Origin of the sequence: Streptomyces sp. NPDC096311, from assembly GCF_044763085.1 — a bacterium.
Lineage (GTDB): Bacteria > Actinomycetota > Actinomycetes > Streptomycetales > Streptomycetaceae > Streptomyces.
Map to the genome: position 1 here is coordinate 174,502 of NZ_JBIWFN010000023.1, position 17,564 is coordinate 192,065.

The 17,564-nt window shown below is 68.7% G+C and carries 15 protein-coding genes, 1 rRNA gene and 1 riboswitch; of the genes, 3 read left to right on the forward strand and 13 right to left on the reverse strand.

Going from position 1 to position 17,564, the window contains the following annotated elements:
- Positions 1-9: 9 nt before the first annotated feature.
- Positions 10-1,530: a glutamate-cysteine ligase family protein gene (locus ACIRA5_RS43045; protein ID WP_403700862.1), complete on the reverse strand. Its 1,521-nt coding sequence runs from the start codon at positions 1,528-1,530 to the stop codon at positions 10-12.
- 537 nt (positions 1,531-2,067) lie between these two features.
- Between ACIRA5_RS43045 and ACIRA5_RS43050 the strand changes: the two genes are divergently transcribed.
- Together ACIRA5_RS43050 and ACIRA5_RS43055 are read left to right on the forward strand one after the other, a co-directional pair.
- On the forward strand, positions 2,068-2,652 hold the full coding sequence (locus ACIRA5_RS43050) for a hypothetical protein (RefSeq protein ID WP_403700863.1): 585 nt from the start codon (positions 2,068-2,070) through the stop codon (positions 2,650-2,652).
- A 392-nt stretch (positions 2,653-3,044) separates the two neighbouring features.
- Positions 3,045-3,251: a DUF5999 family protein gene (locus tag ACIRA5_RS43055; RefSeq protein ID WP_054229126.1), complete on the forward strand. Its 207-nt coding sequence runs from the start codon at positions 3,045-3,047 to the stop codon at positions 3,249-3,251.
- Between the two features lie 99 nt (positions 3,252-3,350).
- Here ACIRA5_RS43055 and gcvP read toward each other — a convergent pair whose 3' ends face one another.
- Positions 3,351-6,236, reverse strand: a complete 2,886-nt coding sequence (gene gcvP / locus ACIRA5_RS43060) for an aminomethyl-transferring glycine dehydrogenase (protein ID WP_403700865.1) — start codon at positions 6,234-6,236, stop codon at positions 3,351-3,353.
- Between the two features lie 180 nt (positions 6,237-6,416).
- Positions 6,417-6,512: riboswitch (glycine riboswitch) on the reverse strand.
- A 114-nt stretch (positions 6,513-6,626) separates the two neighbouring features.
- Between gcvP and ACIRA5_RS43065 the strand changes: the two genes are divergently transcribed.
- The gene (locus ACIRA5_RS43065) at positions 6,627-6,998 is read left to right on the forward strand and encodes a PRC-barrel domain-containing protein (protein WP_054229128.1); all 372 of its coding nucleotides are present in this window, start codon (positions 6,627-6,629) and stop codon (positions 6,996-6,998) included.
- Between the two features lie 110 nt (positions 6,999-7,108).
- Here ACIRA5_RS43065 and ACIRA5_RS43070 read toward each other — a convergent pair whose 3' ends face one another.
- The 11 genes from ACIRA5_RS43070 to rrf form a co-directional block, all read right to left on the reverse strand.
- On the reverse strand, positions 7,109-8,503 hold the full coding sequence (locus tag ACIRA5_RS43070; protein ID WP_403700867.1) for a DNA polymerase IV: 1,395 nt from the start codon (positions 8,501-8,503) through the stop codon (positions 7,109-7,111).
- A gap of 44 nt (positions 8,504-8,547) precedes the next feature.
- On the reverse strand, positions 8,548-9,231 hold the full coding sequence (locus tag ACIRA5_RS43075; protein WP_355306457.1) for a MerR family transcriptional regulator: 684 nt from the start codon (positions 9,229-9,231) through the stop codon (positions 8,548-8,550).
- 290 nt (positions 9,232-9,521) lie between these two features.
- Positions 9,522-9,995, reverse strand: coding sequence for a bifunctional nuclease family protein (locus tag ACIRA5_RS43080; protein WP_006123076.1), 474 nt, complete (start codon positions 9,993-9,995; stop codon positions 9,522-9,524).
- An 85-nt stretch (positions 9,996-10,080) separates the two neighbouring features.
- Positions 10,081-10,845 carry a MerR family transcriptional regulator gene (locus tag ACIRA5_RS43085; protein ID WP_403700871.1) on the reverse strand — a complete coding sequence of 255 codons (765 nt, stop codon included), beginning with the start codon at positions 10,843-10,845 and terminating at the stop codon, positions 10,081-10,083.
- 42 nt (positions 10,846-10,887) lie between these two features.
- Positions 10,888-11,853: an FHA domain-containing protein gene (locus ACIRA5_RS43090; protein ID WP_075033617.1), complete on the reverse strand. Its 966-nt coding sequence runs from the start codon at positions 11,851-11,853 to the stop codon at positions 10,888-10,890.
- A gap of 61 nt (positions 11,854-11,914) precedes the next feature.
- Positions 11,915-12,757 carry a DUF881 domain-containing protein gene (locus tag ACIRA5_RS43095; protein WP_403700874.1) on the reverse strand — a complete coding sequence of 281 codons (843 nt, stop codon included), beginning with the start codon at positions 12,755-12,757 and terminating at the stop codon, positions 11,915-11,917.
- 5 nt (positions 12,758-12,762) lie between these two features.
- Positions 12,763-13,095, reverse strand: coding sequence for a small basic family protein (locus tag ACIRA5_RS43100; protein WP_003988855.1), 333 nt, complete (start codon positions 13,093-13,095; stop codon positions 12,763-12,765).
- The gene (locus ACIRA5_RS43105) at positions 13,092-13,988 is read right to left on the reverse strand and encodes a DUF881 domain-containing protein (protein ID WP_351312001.1); all 897 of its coding nucleotides are present in this window, start codon (positions 13,986-13,988) and stop codon (positions 13,092-13,094) included. Before ACIRA5_RS43105 ends, ACIRA5_RS43100 begins: the two co-directional genes overlap by 4 nt.
- 107 nt (positions 13,989-14,095) lie before the next feature.
- Complete coding sequence (locus ACIRA5_RS43110) at positions 14,096-16,591, reverse strand: mannose-1-phosphate guanyltransferase (RefSeq protein WP_352053065.1); 2,496 nt, start codon at positions 16,589-16,591, stop codon at positions 14,096-14,098.
- Positions 16,592-16,707: 116 nt separating this feature from the next.
- Positions 16,708-17,316: a CDP-alcohol phosphatidyltransferase family protein gene (locus ACIRA5_RS43115; RefSeq protein WP_403700877.1), complete on the reverse strand. Its 609-nt coding sequence runs from the start codon at positions 17,314-17,316 to the stop codon at positions 16,708-16,710.
- Between the two features lie 165 nt (positions 17,317-17,481).
- Positions 17,482-17,564: ribosomal RNA gene (gene rrf, locus ACIRA5_RS43120) — 5S ribosomal RNA — on the reverse strand; the annotation flags it as partial.

A 17,564-nucleotide genomic window follows, 5' to 3' on the forward strand; every position in this document is an offset into this window, starting at 1 on the left:
CCGCCCCGATCAGCCCAGCGGTACCGGCTCCGGCAGTCCCACCGGCCAGCTGTGCACGGGCTCACCGAGGTGCATCAGCTCGCCGTAGCGCCGGGTGGTCGCGGCCAGCGCGGCATCCCTCGCGAGGCCCTTCTCCAGCGCCTGGTGGAAGGTGGCCGCCTGCCAGGTAGCCCCGTTGGCACGCAGCCGGCACCGGTCCTCGATCACCCCCAGGTAGTAGTCCCGGTCGGCCGGCTCGACGCCCCACGCGTCCAGCCCCGCCGCGGCGAGCGGCAGCAGTTCGTCACGGACCAGGTGCACGGCCTCGACCTGCGCGGTGGTACCCCCGTACCGTCCCCGCCGCGGCCACTCCAGCCGCGCGTCGATGCCATGGCGGCAGGCCGCGTCGAAGTTGGCCGCCGCGGACTCGAACGACAGCCGTGTCCACACGGGCCGCGCCTCCTCGGCGAGCGCACGCACGACCCCGTAGTAGAACGCCGCGTTGGCGACGACATCGGTGACGGTGGGACCGGCGGGCAGCACCCGGTTCTCGACGCGCAGGTGCGGGACTCCGTCGGCGACGTCGTACACGGGCCGGTTCCAGCGGTAGACCGTGCCGTTGTGCAGCACGAGTTCGGCGAGCCTGGGAATGCCTCCGGCGTCGAGGACCGCGAGCGGGTCCTCCCCGTCGCTGATGGGCAGCAGAGGCGGGAAGAAGCGCAGGTTCTCCTCGAAGAGGTCGTACGCCGAGGAGATCCACCGCTCGCCGAACCAGGTGCGCGGACGTACCCCCTGCGCCTGGAGCTCGGGCGGCCGGGTGTCGGTGGACTGCTGGAACAGCGGCGGCCGCGACTCGCGCCACAGCTCACGGCCGAACAGGAAGGGCGAGTTGGCACCGATCGCGACCTGCACGGCGGCAACGGCCTGCGCCGCGTTCCACACGTCCGCGAAGCGCGCCGGGGTGACCTGGAGGTGCAACTGCACGGAGGTGCAGGCGGCCTCGGGCGCGATGGACTTCGACGTACAGACGAGGCGCTCCACCCCGTCGATGTCGAGCACGAAGTCCTCGCCACGGGCGGCCACGATCTGATCGTTGAGCAGCGTGTAGCGATCGACGTCCGACAGGTTCGAGGAGACCAGATCGTCACGGTCGAGCGTCGGCAGAATCCCGATCATCATGATTCCCGCGTCGAGTTCGCCGGCCTTTCGATGGGCATATGCGAGCGAGGTGTGCAGCTCCTCGGCGAGCCGGTCGAATACCCGCCCGTCCAATCGATGTGGGGCTATGTTGACTTCCAGGTTGAACATGGCAAGTTCTGTTTGAAAGTCTCGGCTCGCAATCCTTTCGAGTACTTGCGCATTCATCATCCTGGGCATGCCGTCGGGCCCCGCGAGATTCAGTTCGATCTCCAGACCCATGAGATTCTTCGGGCGATCGAACCGCTTCTCCTCCAGCAGCCGCGCCAGCCCCGTCAGACACTGCCGGAGCTTGCCTCGGTAGTGCTGGCGATCGGACAGGTCGAACGACGCTGCCACGACCTTCTCTCCCATCGAAGCGTCCCTCCTCGAATGGGCAGGCCGATCCTCCGGCCCCTGCCGTCCCGGAGGATGATGCCCAGGCAACACGATCGATAACGCCCTGCACAGCCTCGTCGACCGCTACCCTGGTACCCGTTGTCCGGAGGCACATTCACGGGGCATGAACCAGAGCCCAGTTTCAGCCTGACACGATCTCGTGAAAAACGCCGACGAGAATCGGCCGACCGCTCCGACAAAGCAATCCGAGGTCACCGGCGGGCCCCGACACAGAATCGGGATGAACGTCTCGTTTCGTCGACCGAATATCGCCTTGCTCTTCATATTCAGGACAGCTAGATGAAACACCATCTGAACACGTGTCGTATAAACTCCGCAAACGAGGCGGAGAGTTGGCGCTCGCGGTCCCAGGTCCTGTCGTCGAGGTGACATGCGGCAGGCGACATCCTGTCGGCAGATCCAGACCCCTCGCCCCTCCGACCCCGAGAGCTGACAGCGCCGTCCGCCCCGGCCCTCGCGCCACTGTGCCTGTCGAATGAGAGGCGACCCACCATGCCGCTGCGTGTCCCCCCGGCCCCCTCGCCCGCCCTGCGCACCGTCCTCACGGCACTCGGTTCCCCCACCGCAGTCCGCGAGGCCCGCACCCCGTCCCTACGCATGACCCAGGGCCCCGTCACCCCCGAACTCCCGTTGCCCGTACACGTTCTGGACCGCATCGCACCGGCCGGAGCCTCCACCACCCGGCTCGCCGGATGGCGCTTCCTGATCCGCTGCGGCGAGCGGTCGGTGGCCGCGGCCGACACCATGCTCACTCCCGACGGCTGGGCCTTCTCGCACTTCTTCGAAGGCCCCTACATCGCCTCCACCGAGCGCGCCCTGCGGCACGCCGAGAACATGAGCCAGCCGTACCAGCCGCGGCTGTTGTCCGTTCCCGAGCTCTACATGCTCACCCTCTGGCTGCACGGCGACTGCGCCGCGGACGGCGCCACCGGGCAGCCGGCCGCCACCGATCTCCTGGTGCCACTGGCGCCCGCGCCGCCCGGTATCGCCGCGCATCGCCCGCACCGCGTCGCCGAACTCCTCCCGGTCCTCACACACCGGCTCACTCCCGCCCCACTGCTCAGCTCGCCCGCGTAATCACTCACCCGGAGAAGCACACCAAGCGCATCGCCCCGTGCCCCGCTACCGTTGTCCCGGTCGCGGGGCACGCTGCTGCCCGAACCCGTCCGCTCGTTCGGGCCCCACAGCGCTCGTACGAGGGAGAACGCCCCCTCCACCCCGACCGGACTAGCCCCATCCGGCCACCGCGAACCCCCCGAAGGGACCGTGCAGTTGGACTGAACCGTCCGCACGGGTGACGCGTCTCCAACCTGTGAGGAGCGCTGCTGCGAAATCCCTGCGGATTGACGCCCGTAGGGCAACACTGGGTTCCAAACACACGCCACCGGGGGGCGGCCATGAGCACTTCAAGCCGCGGGAAAGACACCACAGCCACCACTCATCTCTCATCCCAGCGAAAGATCCCATCCATGTGCCAGCACCAGCCACCGTGTCCGACAGCCGAATCAGCCGACCGGGAGTCCGCCCGCCTCGTGGCGCACCACCCGGAGCAGGGATGGAGCCTGCTGTGCAACGGCGTTCTGCTCTTCGAGGACACCGGTGAGCTCCTGCCCGACGGCCAGATCATCGCCCCGCACCGCCCCCAGGGCAGCGAGCACGTGATGACGGCCGCCTGAGCCGCACAACCGGGTGACGGTGACCACCGCCCGGACATGGAGAGGGGCCGGCCCGGAGACGTGATCTCCGAACCGGCCCCGACGCGTATCCGAGGGTGACTACTCTTCGTAAGCGTCCAGCGGCGGGCAGGAACAGACCAGGTTCCGGTCGCCGTACGCCTGGTCGATGCGGCGCACCGGCGGCCAGTACTTGTCCGCGGCCGAGACACCGGCCGGGAAGACGGCCTCCTCGCGGGTGTACTCGTGCTTCCACTCGCCGCCGAGCGCGGCGGCGGTGTGCGGCGCGTTCCGCAGCGGGTTGTCCTCGGCCGCCCAGACGCCCGAGCCGACCTTGTCGATCTCCGCACGAATGGCGATCATCGCGTCGCAGAACCGGTCGAGCTCGATCAGGTCCTCGGACTCGGTGGGCTCGATCATCAGTGTGCCGGCCACCGGGAAGGACATCGTCGGCGCGTGGAAGCCGTAGTCGATGAGCCGCTTGGCGATGTCGTCGACGCTGACGCCGGTCGCCTTGGTCAGCGGACGCAGATCGATGATGCACTCGTGCGCGACGAGCCCGCCGGGACCGGTGTAGAGCACCGGGAAGTGCGGCTCCAGGCGCTTGGCGATGTAGTTCGCGGACAGCACCGCCACCTGCGTGGCCCGCTTGAGGCCCTCGCCGCCCATGAGACGGACGTACGCCCAGGAGATGGGCAGAATGCCCGCCGAGCCCCAGGGAGCGGCGGAGATCGGTCCCACGCCGGTCTCGGGGCCGGCCGCGGGCTGCAGCGGGTGGTTCGGCAGGTACGGCGCCAGGTGCGCGCGTACGCCGACCGGGCCCACGCCCGGACCGCCGCCGCCGTGCGGGATGCAGAACGTCTTGTGCAGGTTCAGGTGGGAGACGTCACCGCCGAAGTGGCCCGGCTTGGCGAGGCCCACCAGCGCGTTGAGGTTGGCGCCGTCGACGTACACCTGCCCGCCCGCCTCGTGCACCTGCGCGCAGATGTCGGCGACGTGCTCCTCGAACACACCGTGCGTCGAGGGGTACGTGATCATCAGCACCGCGAGCTCGTCGCGGTGCTGCTCGATCTTCGCGCGCAGGTCCTCGACGTCGATCTCGCCGTCCTCGGCGGTCTTCACGACGACGACCTTCATGCCGGCCATCACGGCACTCGCGGCGTTCGTGCCGTGCGCGGAGGACGGGATCAGGCAGACCGTGCGCTGGTCATCGCCGTTGGCCCGGTGGTAGCCGCGTACGGCCAGCAGCCCGGCCAGCTCGCCCTGGGAGCCCGCGTTCGGCTGGAGCGACACCTTGTCGTACCCGGTGACCTCGGCGAGCCGCTCCTCCAGCTCCTGGATGAGGGTGAGATAGCCCTGCGCCTGCTCGGCGGGCACGAAGGGGTGCAGCTGGCCGAACTCGGGCCAGGTGACCGGCTCCATCTCGGTGGTCGCGTTGAGCTTCATGGTGCAGGAGCCCAGCGGGATCATGCCGCGGTCGAGCGCGTAGTCGCGGTCGGACAGCTTGCGCAGGTAGCGCAGCATCGCGGTCTCGGAGCGGTACTGGTGGAAGACCGGGTGCGTGAGGTAGTCGTCGGTGCGCAGCAGCGCCGCGGGCAGCGTGTCCTCGGCGACGGCGTCCAGCGCCTCGATGTCACCGTCGACACCGAACGCGGTCCAGACAGCGCCCACCTGCTTGCGGGCGGTGGTCTCGTCGCAGGCGATCGACACGTGGTCGGCGTCGACGAGGTGGAGGTTGACGCCTCCGTCGCGCGCGCCCGCCACGACCTCGGCGGCGCGGCCCGGCACCCGCGCGGTCAGCGTGTCGAAGTAGGCGCCGTGCACGACCTCGACCCCGCCGGCCGTCAGGCCCGCGGCGAGGATCGTGGCGTACCGGCGCGTACGCCGCGCGATGGTCCGCAGACCCTCGGGACCGTGGTAGACGGCGTACATGCCGGCCATCACCGCGAGGAGCACCTGCGCCGTGCAGATGTTGCTGGTCGCCTTCTCGCGGCGGATGTGCTGCTCCCGCGTCTGCAGGGCGAGCCGGTACGCCTTGTGTCCGTCGGCGTCCACGGAGACGCCCACCAGCCGGCCCGGCAGGCTGCGCGCGAACTTCTCACGCACCGCCATGTATCCGGCGTGCGGGCCGCCGAAGCCCATCGGCACGCCGAAGCGCTGGGTCGTACCGATCGCGATGTCGGCGCCGAGCTCACCGGGCGAGGCGAGCAGCGTGAGGGCGAGCAGGTCGGCGGCGACCGTGACGACCGCGCCGAGCTCGTGCGCCTGCTCGATGACGGGCTTCAGGTCGCGTACGGCGCCGGAGGCGCCCGGGTACTGGATCAGCACGCCGTTGATCTCACGCCCGGCGATCTCGGCCGGGATGCCCTCGCCCAGGTCGGCGACGACGATCTCGACGCCGGTCGGCTCCGCGCGGGTCTCGATGACGGCGACGGTCTGCGGCAGGGTGTCCGCGTCGACCAGGAAGAGGCCCTTCTTGTTCTTGCCCATGCGCCGGGACAGCGACATCGCCTCGGCGGCGGCGGTGCCTTCGTCGAGCAGCGAGGCGCCGGAGGTGGGCAGCCCGGTCAGCTCGGCGACGACGGTCTGGAAGTTCAGCAGCGCTTCGAGCCGCCCCTGGGAGATCTCCGGCTGGTACGGCGTGTACGCGGTGTACCAGGCCGGGTTCTCCATGACGTTGCGCAGGATCACCGGCGGCGTGAACGTGCCGTAGTAGCCGAGGCCGATCATCGAGTCGAGCACCTGGTTGCGGTCCGCGAGGGAGCGCAGCTCGGCCAGTACCTCGGCCTCGGTGCGCGCGCCCGGCAGCTCCAGCGCCTCGGCGTTCTTGATGACGTCCGGCACCGCGGCGGCCGTCAGCTCGTCGAGCGAGCCGTACCCGACCTGCGCGAGCATCTTGGCCTGCGCCTCGGGGTCGGGCCCGATGTGGCGCTGCTCGAAGGGGATTCCCTGTTCGAGCTCGGAGAGCGGAATGCGATGGGCGGTCATTGCGGAGGCCTCCTGGTCTGACACGACCTTCGAGGGGCACCACGGCGCGGGTACCCCGACGGCCTCCCCCTCTGTCATCTCAACCTGAGAGCTTCACCGGCCCGCCCGCTCGCTGCGACCCGGCTTTCACCGTCGGTGAGGGCGGAGGCCTTCGACACCCGCCCTGCTTTCCAGAGTGACCTCGTCCGTGCGGTACGTGTGCCTGAGAGATTCCGGGGAGGATTTGCTCCTTCGGCGCCTCCGGTGATGTCTGGAGGACTCTCCCGCACGGGGTCAGCAGCCGCTTGCCAGCCTACCAGCGAGGACGACGCACGAGCTTTCGAGTGGCCACCTTCCCGAATGTGCTCTTTTGTAGTGCTTACGGATGAGCTGCTAGCGAGTGGAGGGACCGTGCAGACCGACATCGATCCGCGCAACCTGATCGGCCGCAAGGCGCTCGACCGCAACGGCGCCAAGATCGGCACGGTCGACGAGGTCTATCTCGACGACGCGACCGGCGTCCCGGAGTGGGCCGCCATACGGACGGGCCTGTTCAGCAGGGACGCCTTCGTCCCCCTGGAGCCCAGCGAAGTCGTCGAGGGCACGCTGCGTGTCCCCTTCGACCGCGCCCTGATCAAAGACGCCCCCGACTTCGGCGTGGGCCGCCACCTCTCCCCCGAACAGGAACTCCAGCTCTACCACCACTACGGCCTGGACGTGACACCCCCGCCCCCACCCCCGGACCGCGACTTCGGCCGCCTGGCAGGCACGGACGAAGGGTGACTTCTCGGTCTGCGCCCCGCTGACGCGCCCCTCCAGGGGCGCGGGGCTCTGACGTCATGCGGCTCCGCCGCGTGGCCGCGACCAGCCACATACCGCCCGCAGCGCCGACCTCACCCCCTACGGCGATCGCACACGGCCCCCCTCACCAACGGCAACGGATCAGCCAACTCCAACGCACCATCATCCGTACGAAACGTCCGCACACGCCCCGGCTCGGAGTAGGGCGTCTCGAACCGCACGGTCACCCTCCCGAGCCCACTCCCCTGCACCCATCCGTGCCCGTACTCCGCATGCCGCACGTCATGCCCCGCAGGCCACCGGCGCTCTGCAGGCGGCGTCTGCTTTGCAGCTACTTCCTCCGCCCCCTCCTCGTCCGGGTGCTCCAGCACCGCCGCCTCCCCCGCGGTGGCCTCCGCCTCCGCTTGCGCCTGGGCCTGGGCCTGGGCGAACAGGTCCTCCTGCGTGTAGTCCGCGAGCCCCGAGACGCCGACCCCCAGCAGCCGCACGCCCCCGGTCGTGTCCACCGCTTCCAGAAGCCGCGCGGCAGCCTCCCGTACGACGCCGGGGTCGTCCGTCGGCCCCCGCAGCGTCTCCGACCGGGTCAGCGTCGAGAAGTCGTACCTCCGCACCTTCAGCACGATGGTCCGCCCGGACAGCCCCGCATCCCGCAACCGCCGCACACACCGGTCGGCGAGCCGCTGCACCTCCAGGCCGACCCGCATCCGGTCGTGGATGTCCACGTCGTACGTGTCCTCCACCGACACGGACTTCGTCTCCCGCTCGGCCACCACGGGCCGCTCGTCGTGCGCCAGCGCCATCGCGTACAGCGCGTGCCCGTGCGCCTTCCCCACCAGCCGTACGAGTTCGTCCTCGCCCGCCTCGGCGATCTCGTCGACCGTGGTGATCCCGGCCCGGCGCAGATGGTCCCCGGTCGCGGGCCCGACGCCCGGCAGCGTCCGCACCGACATCGGCCCCAGCAGCGCGCGTTCCGTCCCAGGTTCTATGACCACGAGACCGTCGGGCTTCGCCTGCTCCGAAGCGATCTTGGCGAGCATCTTGGACGCGGCGAGCCCCACCGAACCCGTCAGCCCCGTGACGGCCCGGATGTCGGCGCGCAGCTTCGCCCCGACCAGCCGCGCGGAAGCCTCGTCCCAGGCCGCCTCTCCCGCCTCCAGATCGACGAACGCCTCGTCCAGGCTCAGCGGCTCCACCAGCGGCGACAACGCCCCCAACAGCCCCATCACCTGCTCGCTGACCTCCCGGTACAGCGTGAAGCGGGGCACGAGATACGCGGCGTTCGGCGCCAGGCGACGTGCCTGGGCCATGGGCATCGCCGAGTGCACCCCGAACACCCGTGCCTCGTAGGAGGCGGTCGAGACGACTCCGCGGGGTCCGAGCCCGCCCACGACGACGGCCTTCCCGCGCAGGCTCGGCTTGGCTGCCTGCTCCGCCGAGGCGAAGAAGGCATCCATGTCGAGATGCAGGATCGTAGGCGCGGTTCTCACATGTCCGATGCTGCCCTACACCACTGACAATGCCTCCGCGGACCTCAGACGGCCCGATTGCGCCGGCGCGCCAGCTCGTCCGTCGGGTTGTGCCCGACGAGTGTCTCGCCCGTGTCCACACGCTCCCCGTGCAACTGCGAGAGCGCGCTCTCGACGTCCCGCCACACCACGCCCACGGCGATCCCGAAGACGCCCTGACCGCCCTGCAACAGGGCGTGGACCTCGTCGGGCGAGGAGCATTCGTAGACGGTCGCGCCGTCGCTCATCAGCGTCATCCGCTCCAGGTCCCGGAAGCCGCGTTCCCTGAGGTGCTGGACCGTGGTGCGGATGTTCTGCAACGACACTCCCGTGTCGAGGAACCGCTTCACGATCTTCAGGACGACGACATCCCGGAAGCTGTAGAGCCGCTGGGTCCCCGACCCGTAGGCGGGCCGCACGCTCGGTTCGACCAGACCAGTCCTGGCCCAGTAGTCCAACTGCCGGTAGGTGATGCCCGCGGCGGCACACGCCGTAGGACCGCGGTAGCCGATCTCCTCGGCAGCCGCCCCACCCTCACCGGACTCACCAGACACCGCTGTCGGCCGCTGCGGAACGTGATCGGCCGCGCTGCCGTGATGGGGGTACCCCCTGCTCGAGCTGAGCCGAGAGCTTGGGGGAGGGTACGGGCCGCTCTCCCCCAGACTTCGTCCGGGGGCACCCCCAGCCGTACCGTCGCCGCTGCTTCTCACGCCGACCTCCGTCCTTGACCTGCCCTCTCGACGGTAGGCAGTCACCGGGGGTGCGTCAACGATCGCCACACTCGGCACGCCGAGTGATAATCACCCTAGGAGTGGTTTCCCGTGTCCCACCGCGGGGAAAGGCTAGCCGAATGCTCTCGGAGCGGGCCGCAGCGCGCCACACGGGCCACGGGCAATTGCCGCACCGGAGTCCTGCGATCCAGCGGCTTGCCAGGGGGTGTGCGCCACTGCCTGCTCCCGAGCCCGGGTGTCCGACCGCCCGCCTTCGGGCGATCGGTCCCTCACTGGCTGTTGGTCCCGAAGTCCTCGGGCGAGATCTGGTCAAGGAACTCGCGGAACTTCTCCACCTCGTCCTCCTGCTCGTCCGGGATCGCGATGCCGGCGTCGTCGAGCACACCGTCACTGCCGTAGATCGGCGTCCCGGTGCGCAGCGCCAGCGCTATGGCGTCGGACGGACGGGCACTGACCTCGACCCCGCTGGCGAACACCAGCTCCGCGTAGAAGACCCCCTCGCGCAGATCAGTGATGCGCACCTCGGTGAGCTCCTGGCCGACGGCTTCCAGCACGTCCTTGAACAGGTCGTGGGTCAGCGGTCGCGCGGGGGCCATGCCCTGCTGGGCGAAGGCGATCGCCGTCGCCTCCCCCGGTCCGATCCAGATGGGGAGGTAGCGGTCGCCTCCCACTTCACGCAGGAGCACGATCGGTTGGTTGGAGGGCATTTCGACCCGGACACCTACGACATCGAGCTCGTTCACACAGCAACCCTAGGCCGTGCCCGGGATGTTTGGGTAGTCGGGCACAGAACGCGGGGCCGATCCGGACGCCCGGCGGCACTTCGGGTCAGGGCAGCCGGACGCCCAGCGCGGTCTGCACCAGCGCCGCGTGCAGCTTCACCGTGAGCCCCGCCAGCTCCTTCGTACGGGCCTCGGCGTGCGCCCTGGTCTGCGGATTACGGTGGCGCCGCAAAGGGGCCACCACCTGGTCCACGAGCCCCGCGTCGCGTTCGGCCGCGGCCTTCATCGCGCGCAGATGGCGCGGCTCGATACCGAACCGCCCGAGCTCGACGACCAGCGCGGCGACCGTCACCGCCTCAGCGTCATATGCCCCGTCCGCGAGTGGGGCAAGGAGTCCATACGACTCCCACTCCTGAAGCTCCTGCTCGCCGATCTCGGCGGCGGCCAGCAGTTCCGCACGGCCCACCCGGGCCGCTGTGGGCGCCTCGGGCTCCCCGAAGAGGTCACCGAGCCCACCGAACGGCTCCCCGTCGCCGGAGTCGCGCTGCCGTCCCACGGACGGCAGCCGCACCGGCTCCCCACGCTCCAGAGCGTCCAGATGCTCGCGGATCACCTTCAACGGCAGATAGTGGTCCCGCTGCATCCGCAGTACATGCCCGAGGCGCTCGACGTCGGCCTGGCTGAACTTGCGATACCCCGAGGGGGTCCGCTGCGGCTCGATGAGCCCCTCCGACTCCAGGAACCGGATCTTGGAGATCGTGACTTCCGGGAATTCGTCGCGCAGCGTGTTCAGCACCGAGCCGATGCTCATCAGCCCACTGTCCGCTGCGGCGGTACCGCTCCCGGCACCGCCGCTCGGTGATCGAAGCATGGACCTTCCTGAGGGTCCCCCCGGACGGAGTCCGGAGGAGGGTCAGATGCCTCGCTGGCTCGCGTAGAAGACCAGCCGGTACTTGCCGATCTGCACCTCGTCACCGTTCGACAGCGGGACCGAGTCGATTCGCTCCCTGTTGACGTACGTACCGTTCAGGCTGCCCACGTCGGCGACCGTGAACGAGCCGTCCGCGGCGCGACGGAACTCCACATGACGACGCGACACGGTCACGTCGTCCAGGAAGATGTCGCTCTGCGGATGACGCCCGGCCGTGGTCAGGTCGCTGTCCAGCAGGAAGCGGCTGCCCGAGTTCGGACCGCGGCGCACCACCAGGAGCGCCGAACCGAGCGGCAGCGCGTCGACGGCCGCCTGCGCCTCCGGAGAGAGCGTCGGCATCTGCGTCTGGCCGGTGACCTCGGCATCGTAGGCCTCGAGGCCCGAGATGGAGATCGTGGACGTGGTCTCGGACGGACGCTCCGGGACCGCACCCGGTCGCAGCGGCGCACCGCAGTTGGAGCAGAAGCGGCTGTTCTCCGCGTTGCGGTTACCGCACCTCGTACACACCAGGGCCGACATGGACGGATCCTCCTGCCGCGGCTGCCCCCCAGGGGCATGGGACGCGTACGGGTCGGAGGCGAACCCTCCACCCGCACTTGAGGCTGACGGTTCCCCGAAACCTATGCGTCCGGACTGGGCAGGGTCAACAGACGGCGCGCCCTGACCACCGGGAATGTCACCGACCTGGTCCCGGAACAGCGGGCGATCGCCGCTCTGGCCCTCCGCGTCTCCATGGCGTGGTGCACGGTGTCGGGCAGTCGCGTTGTCGCTGCCCTCTCCTCGTGCGCTCTTGCCGAACAACTTCGCAAACAACTTCACGGGCGATTCCCCTTGACCGAAACAGACCCGCCCGTGGGGCAGGACGAACACTGATTGAACACACCGGTCGACCCGGACATCCTCACAACGTCCGTATCCACCAGACAGTTTCCACCACGCACCACCCATTCGGTGCGCCGACCCCCCGCAACCTCATGCCCTCGCCGGACGTCGCCCATGCACCCCCGGTTCACTGGGAGGACGACCGAGCGTAGTCAGGCTGCTTCGCAGCCCGCAAGGCGTCCACAATGATCTTCGTCGCACGCTCCACCGTGACGGTGGCCTGCTCCTTCTCGAGAGTCTGCACCACACCTCCGGGGATGTTGAGCGCAGGCTCAAGGTCCTGCGGCTTACCGATGACCTTGAAACGATAGGGCTGGGTGATCTTGTTCCCGTCGACGCTCACGCCCTTGCCGGAGTCGGCCAGATAGGTACTGGCGACGACCCGTACACCGTTCACCTGGATCGCCTCCGCACCGGCGGCGCGCAGCTCCTGGATCGCGTCAAGCAGCATGTCCGCCTTGACCGTCCCCTTCGTGTCGTTGATCGTCAGCGTGATGCCGGGTCCCTGCGCCGCCACCGTGCCCGCCAGAATGCCGAGTTGCTTCTCCTTCTCGGCGGTCTGCTTGCGGGCCTCCGCGGCCTGGTTCGAGCTGTTCTCCAACTCGGTGCGCTGATCTTCGAGACCCTGCTTCTCGTCTTCTAGACGCTGCGTACGGTTGTCGAGTTCATCGAGGATGCGTACGAGATCTTCTTGACGCGCGCCGCGCAGGGCGCTGCCGCTGTCGCTGTTGGAGGCCACCTGGACGGCCAGACCGAAGCCGAGACCGAACAGCAGCACGGCGACGATGAGTTGCGCGCGCGTGACCCGCGGCGGCCACACCCCCTTCACCAGCCGCTGGCGGCCGGTCAGCGACGGCTCGTCCTTCTCGTCACGCTGCTCGGGCCCCGAACTCTCGGGAGCCGCGGCCGGGACCTCTTCGGGAAGCTCCCTGCGCAGCCGGTTCTCGGGTGTCTCGCCTTCGTTGCTCATCGGCCTCACGCCCGGAAGACGTGCCGACGGATCGCCGCGGCGTTGGAGAAGATGCGGATGCCGAGGACGACCACGACGCCGGTGGAGAGCTGGGCGCCCACGCCCAACTTGTCGCCCAGGAAGACGATCAGTGCGGCCACGACCACGTTCGACAGGAAGGAGACCACGAAGACCTTGTCGTCGAAGATGCCGTCGAGCATCGCCCGCAGCCCTCCGAAGACGGCGTCCAGCGCCGCCACGACGGCGATCGGAAGGTAAGGCTCGACGACCGCCGGAACCTCGGGCCGGACCAACAATCCAGCCACGACTCCCACGACGAGGCCCAGTACGGCGATCACGATGTGCCCTTCTCTGTGCTCGGCTGTGCTGTACGTACGATCACACTCGGTGCGGCGGACAACTGGACGTCCTTTTCGACGGAAATGGCGGTCCGGATGCCGTAGTTCTCCTGCAGGGCGTGCAGATACAGGCCGTCGGCACTGTTCTGGAACCTGGTGCTCAGCCGCTCGCCGTCCCCCACCGCCAGCACCGTGTAGGGCGGCACCAGCGGCTTGTTGTCGACCAGTATCGCGTCACCCGCTGCCCTGATCGCCGACAGTGCCGTCAGCCGCTGCCCGTTGATCGAGACGGCCTCCGCGCCGGACTCCCAGAGCCCGTTGACGACTCGCTGCATGTCACGGTCGCGGACGCGCCCGGTGTCGGAGAACCCGCTGGTCTCCCGAGGATTCCCGTCGCCGCCCTCGGTGGCTTCCTTGGCGTCGTCCACGACGAGCTTCACACCGGGCCCGTGGACGGCGACGGCACCCGACAGGACGCCCACCAGATCGGCCTGGCCGCTGCCCCCCTGCTTCTTCAGCGCCTCGTTCTGCCGGGCGCTCACATCGTCGCGCAGGGTGTCGACGCCGCTCTCGAGCTTGTCCGCGGCCGCGGTCTCTCGCTCGACGCGGTCGATGAGCTCCTGGCGCTCCTTGGCGACGACCGGTGCCGCGATCCGCGCGTTCGCCGCGCCCACGGTCACCACCAGGGCCGCAAGGACGAGACCGGCCGCGAGGCCCAGCTTCGCCCTGACCGTTTTCGGCATGCCGCCGGCACCCTCGGTCTGCCTACGGGCGGCGGCCTCGGCATATCCGTCGTCGAGGCTGTGATCCATGACGTTGGTGAGCAGCGACATGGAGGCGTCCGGGCGCGGGGGGCGCGGAGGTGTGCTCCGAATGGGGGGCTGCTGCGGCATGCCGCACATCGTCGCACGTCGTGGGCGCTACCTCCGAATGGCCCCACCGGCGTGCCGGACAGGCCCCTTTGGGGGCACTTGTCCGGCACGCGCGTGTGCTGTCCGTTTCAGCGACCTGCGCTGTCCACGACGGCAGCCCACTCGTCGAGCAGGGCCTCCGCGGACGCGTCGTCGGGCCCCTCCGCCCACAGATGCGTCACCGCCTCGGCGGGGTCGGGAAGCACCATCACCCAGCGCCCGTCCGTCTCCACGACCCGCACGCCGTCGGTCGTGTCCACGAACCGGTCCCCGGCCGCCTCCACGACCCGGCGCATCACCAGGCCCTTGACGGCCCAAGGAGTGGCCAGGTCCCGCTTGAGGACGTGCGCCCGCGGAATCCGCGCGTCGATCTGGCTCAGCGTGAGCTGCGTCCGCGCCACCAGCCCGATCAGTCGTACGAAAGCCGCCGCGCCGTCGAAGACGCTGCTGAACTCCGGAATGATGAATCCGCCGCGCCCGTCACCGCCGAAGATCGTCGACTCCTCGCGTCCGACCCTCGTCAGGTCGTCCGGAGACGTCGTCGTCCACTCCACCTGCGTCCCGTGGTACGCCGCCACCTGCTCGGCGATCCGCGTGGTGGTCACCGGCAGCGCCACCCGCCCGCTGCGCCGCTCCGCGGCCACCAGGTCGAGCATGACCAGCAGGGCCCGGTCGTCCTCGACGATGCGTCCCTTCTCGTCGACGAGCGAGAGCCGCTCGCCCACCGGGTCGAAACGCACCCCGAAAGCGGCCCGCGCGGACGCGACGATCTCGCCCAGCCGCACCAGACCGGCCCGCCGCGTGTCCGTCGTCTCCGTGGGCCTGGATTCGTCGAGACCGGGATTGATGGTCAGGGAGTCCACACCGAGCTTGCCCAACAGACTGGGCAACACCAGCCCCGCACTGCCGTTCGAGGCGTCCACGACCACCTTCAGACCGGATTCGGTGATACCGGTGGTGTCGACATTCCTGAGCAGTGATCCGGTGTACGAGTCGAAGACGCTGGCCGGGAAGTGCAGATCCCCGATCTCCCCCGGGAACGCACGCCGGTACTCCTGCCGCGCGAACACCCGGTCCAGCTTGCGCTGCCCCCCTTGCGACAGGTCGGCACCCTGTCCGTCGAAGAACATGATGTCGACGGAGTCCGGTACCCCCGGCGTCGTACGGATCATGATCCCGCCCGCACTGCCCCTGGCGGTCTGCTGACGAGCCACTGGCAGCGGTACGTTCTCCAGATCGCGTACGTCGATGGCACTGGCCTGCAGCGCCGAGATGACCGCCCGCTTCAGAGCACGGGCGCCTCGGGAGTGGTCGCGGGCCGTGGTGACGGTGGAGCCCTTCTTGAGCGTCGTCGCGTACGCCCCCGCCAGGCGCACGGCGAGCTCCGGAGTGATCTCCACGTTCAGGATTCCGGTGACACCGCGGGCGCCGAAAAGATGCGCCTGACCGCGCGACTCCCAGATCACCGAGGTGTTGACGAAGGCGCCGGCCTCGATGGTCTTGAACGGATAGACGCGCACGTTTCCCTGGATGATCGATTCTTCACCGACGAGGCATTCGTCGCCGATGACAGCGCCGTCCTCGATCCTCGCGGCCCGCATGATGTCGGTGTTCTTCCCGATCACGCAGCCCCGCAAATTGCTGTGCTGGCCGATGTACACGTTGTCGTGGACCACGGCCCTGTGCAGAAAGGCCCCGCTCTTGACGACGACGTTGGAGCCGACGACGGTGTGCTCACGGATTTCGGCGTCCGCTTCGACCTTGGCGTAGTCGCCGATGTAGAGCGGGCCGCGCAGTACGGCGTCGGGGTGCACTTCGGCGCCTTCGGCGACCCATACGCCCGGGGAGATCTCGAAACCGTCGATCTCGACGTCGACCTTGCCCTCGAGGACGTCGGCCTGCGCCTTCACATAGCTCTCGTGGGTGCCGACGTCCTCCCAGTAGCCCTCGGCGATATAGCCGAAGACCGGCTTGCCCTCCTTCATCAGCTGAGGGAAGACATCGCCGGACCAGTCGACCGAAACATCGGCCTCGACGTAGTCGAAGACTTCGGGCTCCATCACGTAGATACCCGTGTTGACGGTGTCGGAGAATACCTGGCCCCAGGTGGGTTTCTCCAGGAAGCGCTCGACCTTGCCCTCTTCGTCCACGATGGTGATGCCGAATTCAAGGGGGTTCGGCACACGCGTCAGACAGACGGTGACCATCGCACCCTTTTCCTTGTGGAAATTGATGAGGTCGGTGAGATCGAAGTCGGTCAGGGCGTCACCGGAGATCACCAGGAAGGTGTCGTCCTTCAACGCCTCCTCGGCGTTCTTGACGCTCCCGGCAGTACCGAGTGGCTTCTCCTCATTGGCATAGGTGAGCTCCATACCGAGCTCCTCGCCGTCACCGAAGTAGTTCTTGACCAGCGAGGCCAAGAACTGGACAGTAACGACGGTCTCGTTGAGCCCATGCCTTTTGAGCAGCCGCAGCACGTGCTCCATGATCGGGCGGTTCACCACCGGCAGGAGCGGCTTGGGCATGCTTGAGGTCATGGGACGAAGGCGTGTGCCTTCGCCTCCGGCCATCACGACGGCCTTCATGTCGGAAGCGTCCTCCTTGAAGAGACGACGGTCTGGCCGACTTCACCCGTCCTGATTGTCCCGCAGTTTTCGAGTGCGGGCCATCCGGGAGCTTCAACTGCCCCATCGGGCCGAGCTCAATCGGCCATGGCGTCCGCCCCGAGAAGCCGGCGGACCTGGACCACGTAGAGGACTCCTGCCCACCAATAGAGGGTTGTACCCCACCCGGCGAACGCCCATCCGAAAATCGCGGCGACTGACGCGAGCCATCCGCTTCCGTCGCTGAGCAGCAACAGAGGGAAGGCGTACATCAGGTTGAAGGTGGCCGCCTTCCCGAGGAAGTTCACCTGCAGCGGCGGATAGCCGTGACGCCGGAGGACTGCCACGACCACCAGCAGAACCAGCTCACGCGCCAGCAGCACAGCCGTCAACCACAGCGGCAGAATCTCGCGCCAGGTGAGCCCCACAAGAGTGGACAGAATGTAGAGCCGGTCCGCCGCGGGATCGAGCAGCCGGCCGAGGCTGCTGATTTGATTCCAGCGCCGCGCGAGCTTCCCGTCGAGATAGTCGCTGACGCCGCTCAACATGAGCACGAGCAGCGCCCAGCCGTCACTCTTGGGACCGCCGAACTCGGGCCGGAGGATCAGCCACAGGAAGACGGGTACGCCGACGAGGCGCGCCATGCTGAGGATGTTCGGGATGGTGAGGACCCGGTCCGTCTGGACGCGGGTCTCCTGGACCTCCACCCGGGGGCCTCCTGTGGGAAACGAGCCAACGATGCCCCCTGACCTTACCCGCAGCGCTCGCGTCGAGGTGCGGAGGGGTGGCGGAGCCACCGCAAAACAGACCTGGCCCTGAACGCAGAAAACCCCCGTACCGATTTCCCGGTACGGGGGTTTTCCCTACAATTAGTTCGGCGGCGTCCTACTCTCCCACAGGGTCCCCCCTGCAGTACCATCGGCGCTGTGAGGCTTAGCTTCCGGGTTCGGAATGT

Excerpts from the sequence above, each read along its gene's own strand:
- ACIRA5_RS43045 (WP_403700862.1), bottom strand. The coding sequence starts at position 1,530 with ATGGGAGAGAAGGTCGTGGCAGCGTCGTTCGACCTGTCCGATCGCCAG.
- ACIRA5_RS43050 (WP_403700863.1), top strand. The coding sequence starts at position 2,068 with ATGCCGCTGCGTGTCCCCCCGGCCCCCTCGCCCGCCCTGCGCACCGTC.
- ACIRA5_RS43055 (WP_054229126.1), top strand. The coding sequence starts at position 3,045 with ATGTGCCAGCACCAGCCACCGTGTCCGACAGCCGAATCAGCCGACCGG.
- gcvP (WP_403700865.1), bottom strand. The coding sequence starts at position 6,236 with ATGACCGCCCATCGCATTCCGCTCTCCGAGCTCGAACAGGGAATCCCC.
- ACIRA5_RS43085 (WP_403700871.1), bottom strand. The coding sequence starts at position 10,845 with ATGCTTCGATCACCGAGCGGCGGTGCCGGGAGCGGTACCGCCGCAGCG.
- ACIRA5_RS43090 (WP_075033617.1), bottom strand. The coding sequence starts at position 11,853 with ATGGGTGGTGCGTGGTGGAAACTGTCTGGTGGATACGGACGTTGTGAG.
- ACIRA5_RS43095 (WP_403700874.1), bottom strand. The coding sequence starts at position 12,757 with ATGAGCAACGAAGGCGAGACACCCGAGAACCGGCTGCGCAGGGAGCTT.
- ACIRA5_RS43105 (WP_351312001.1), bottom strand. The coding sequence starts at position 13,988 with ATGCCGCAGCAGCCCCCCATTCGGAGCACACCTCCGCGCCCCCCGCGC.
- ACIRA5_RS43110 (WP_352053065.1), bottom strand. The coding sequence starts at position 16,591 with ATGAAGGCCGTCGTGATGGCCGGAGGCGAAGGCACACGCCTTCGTCCC.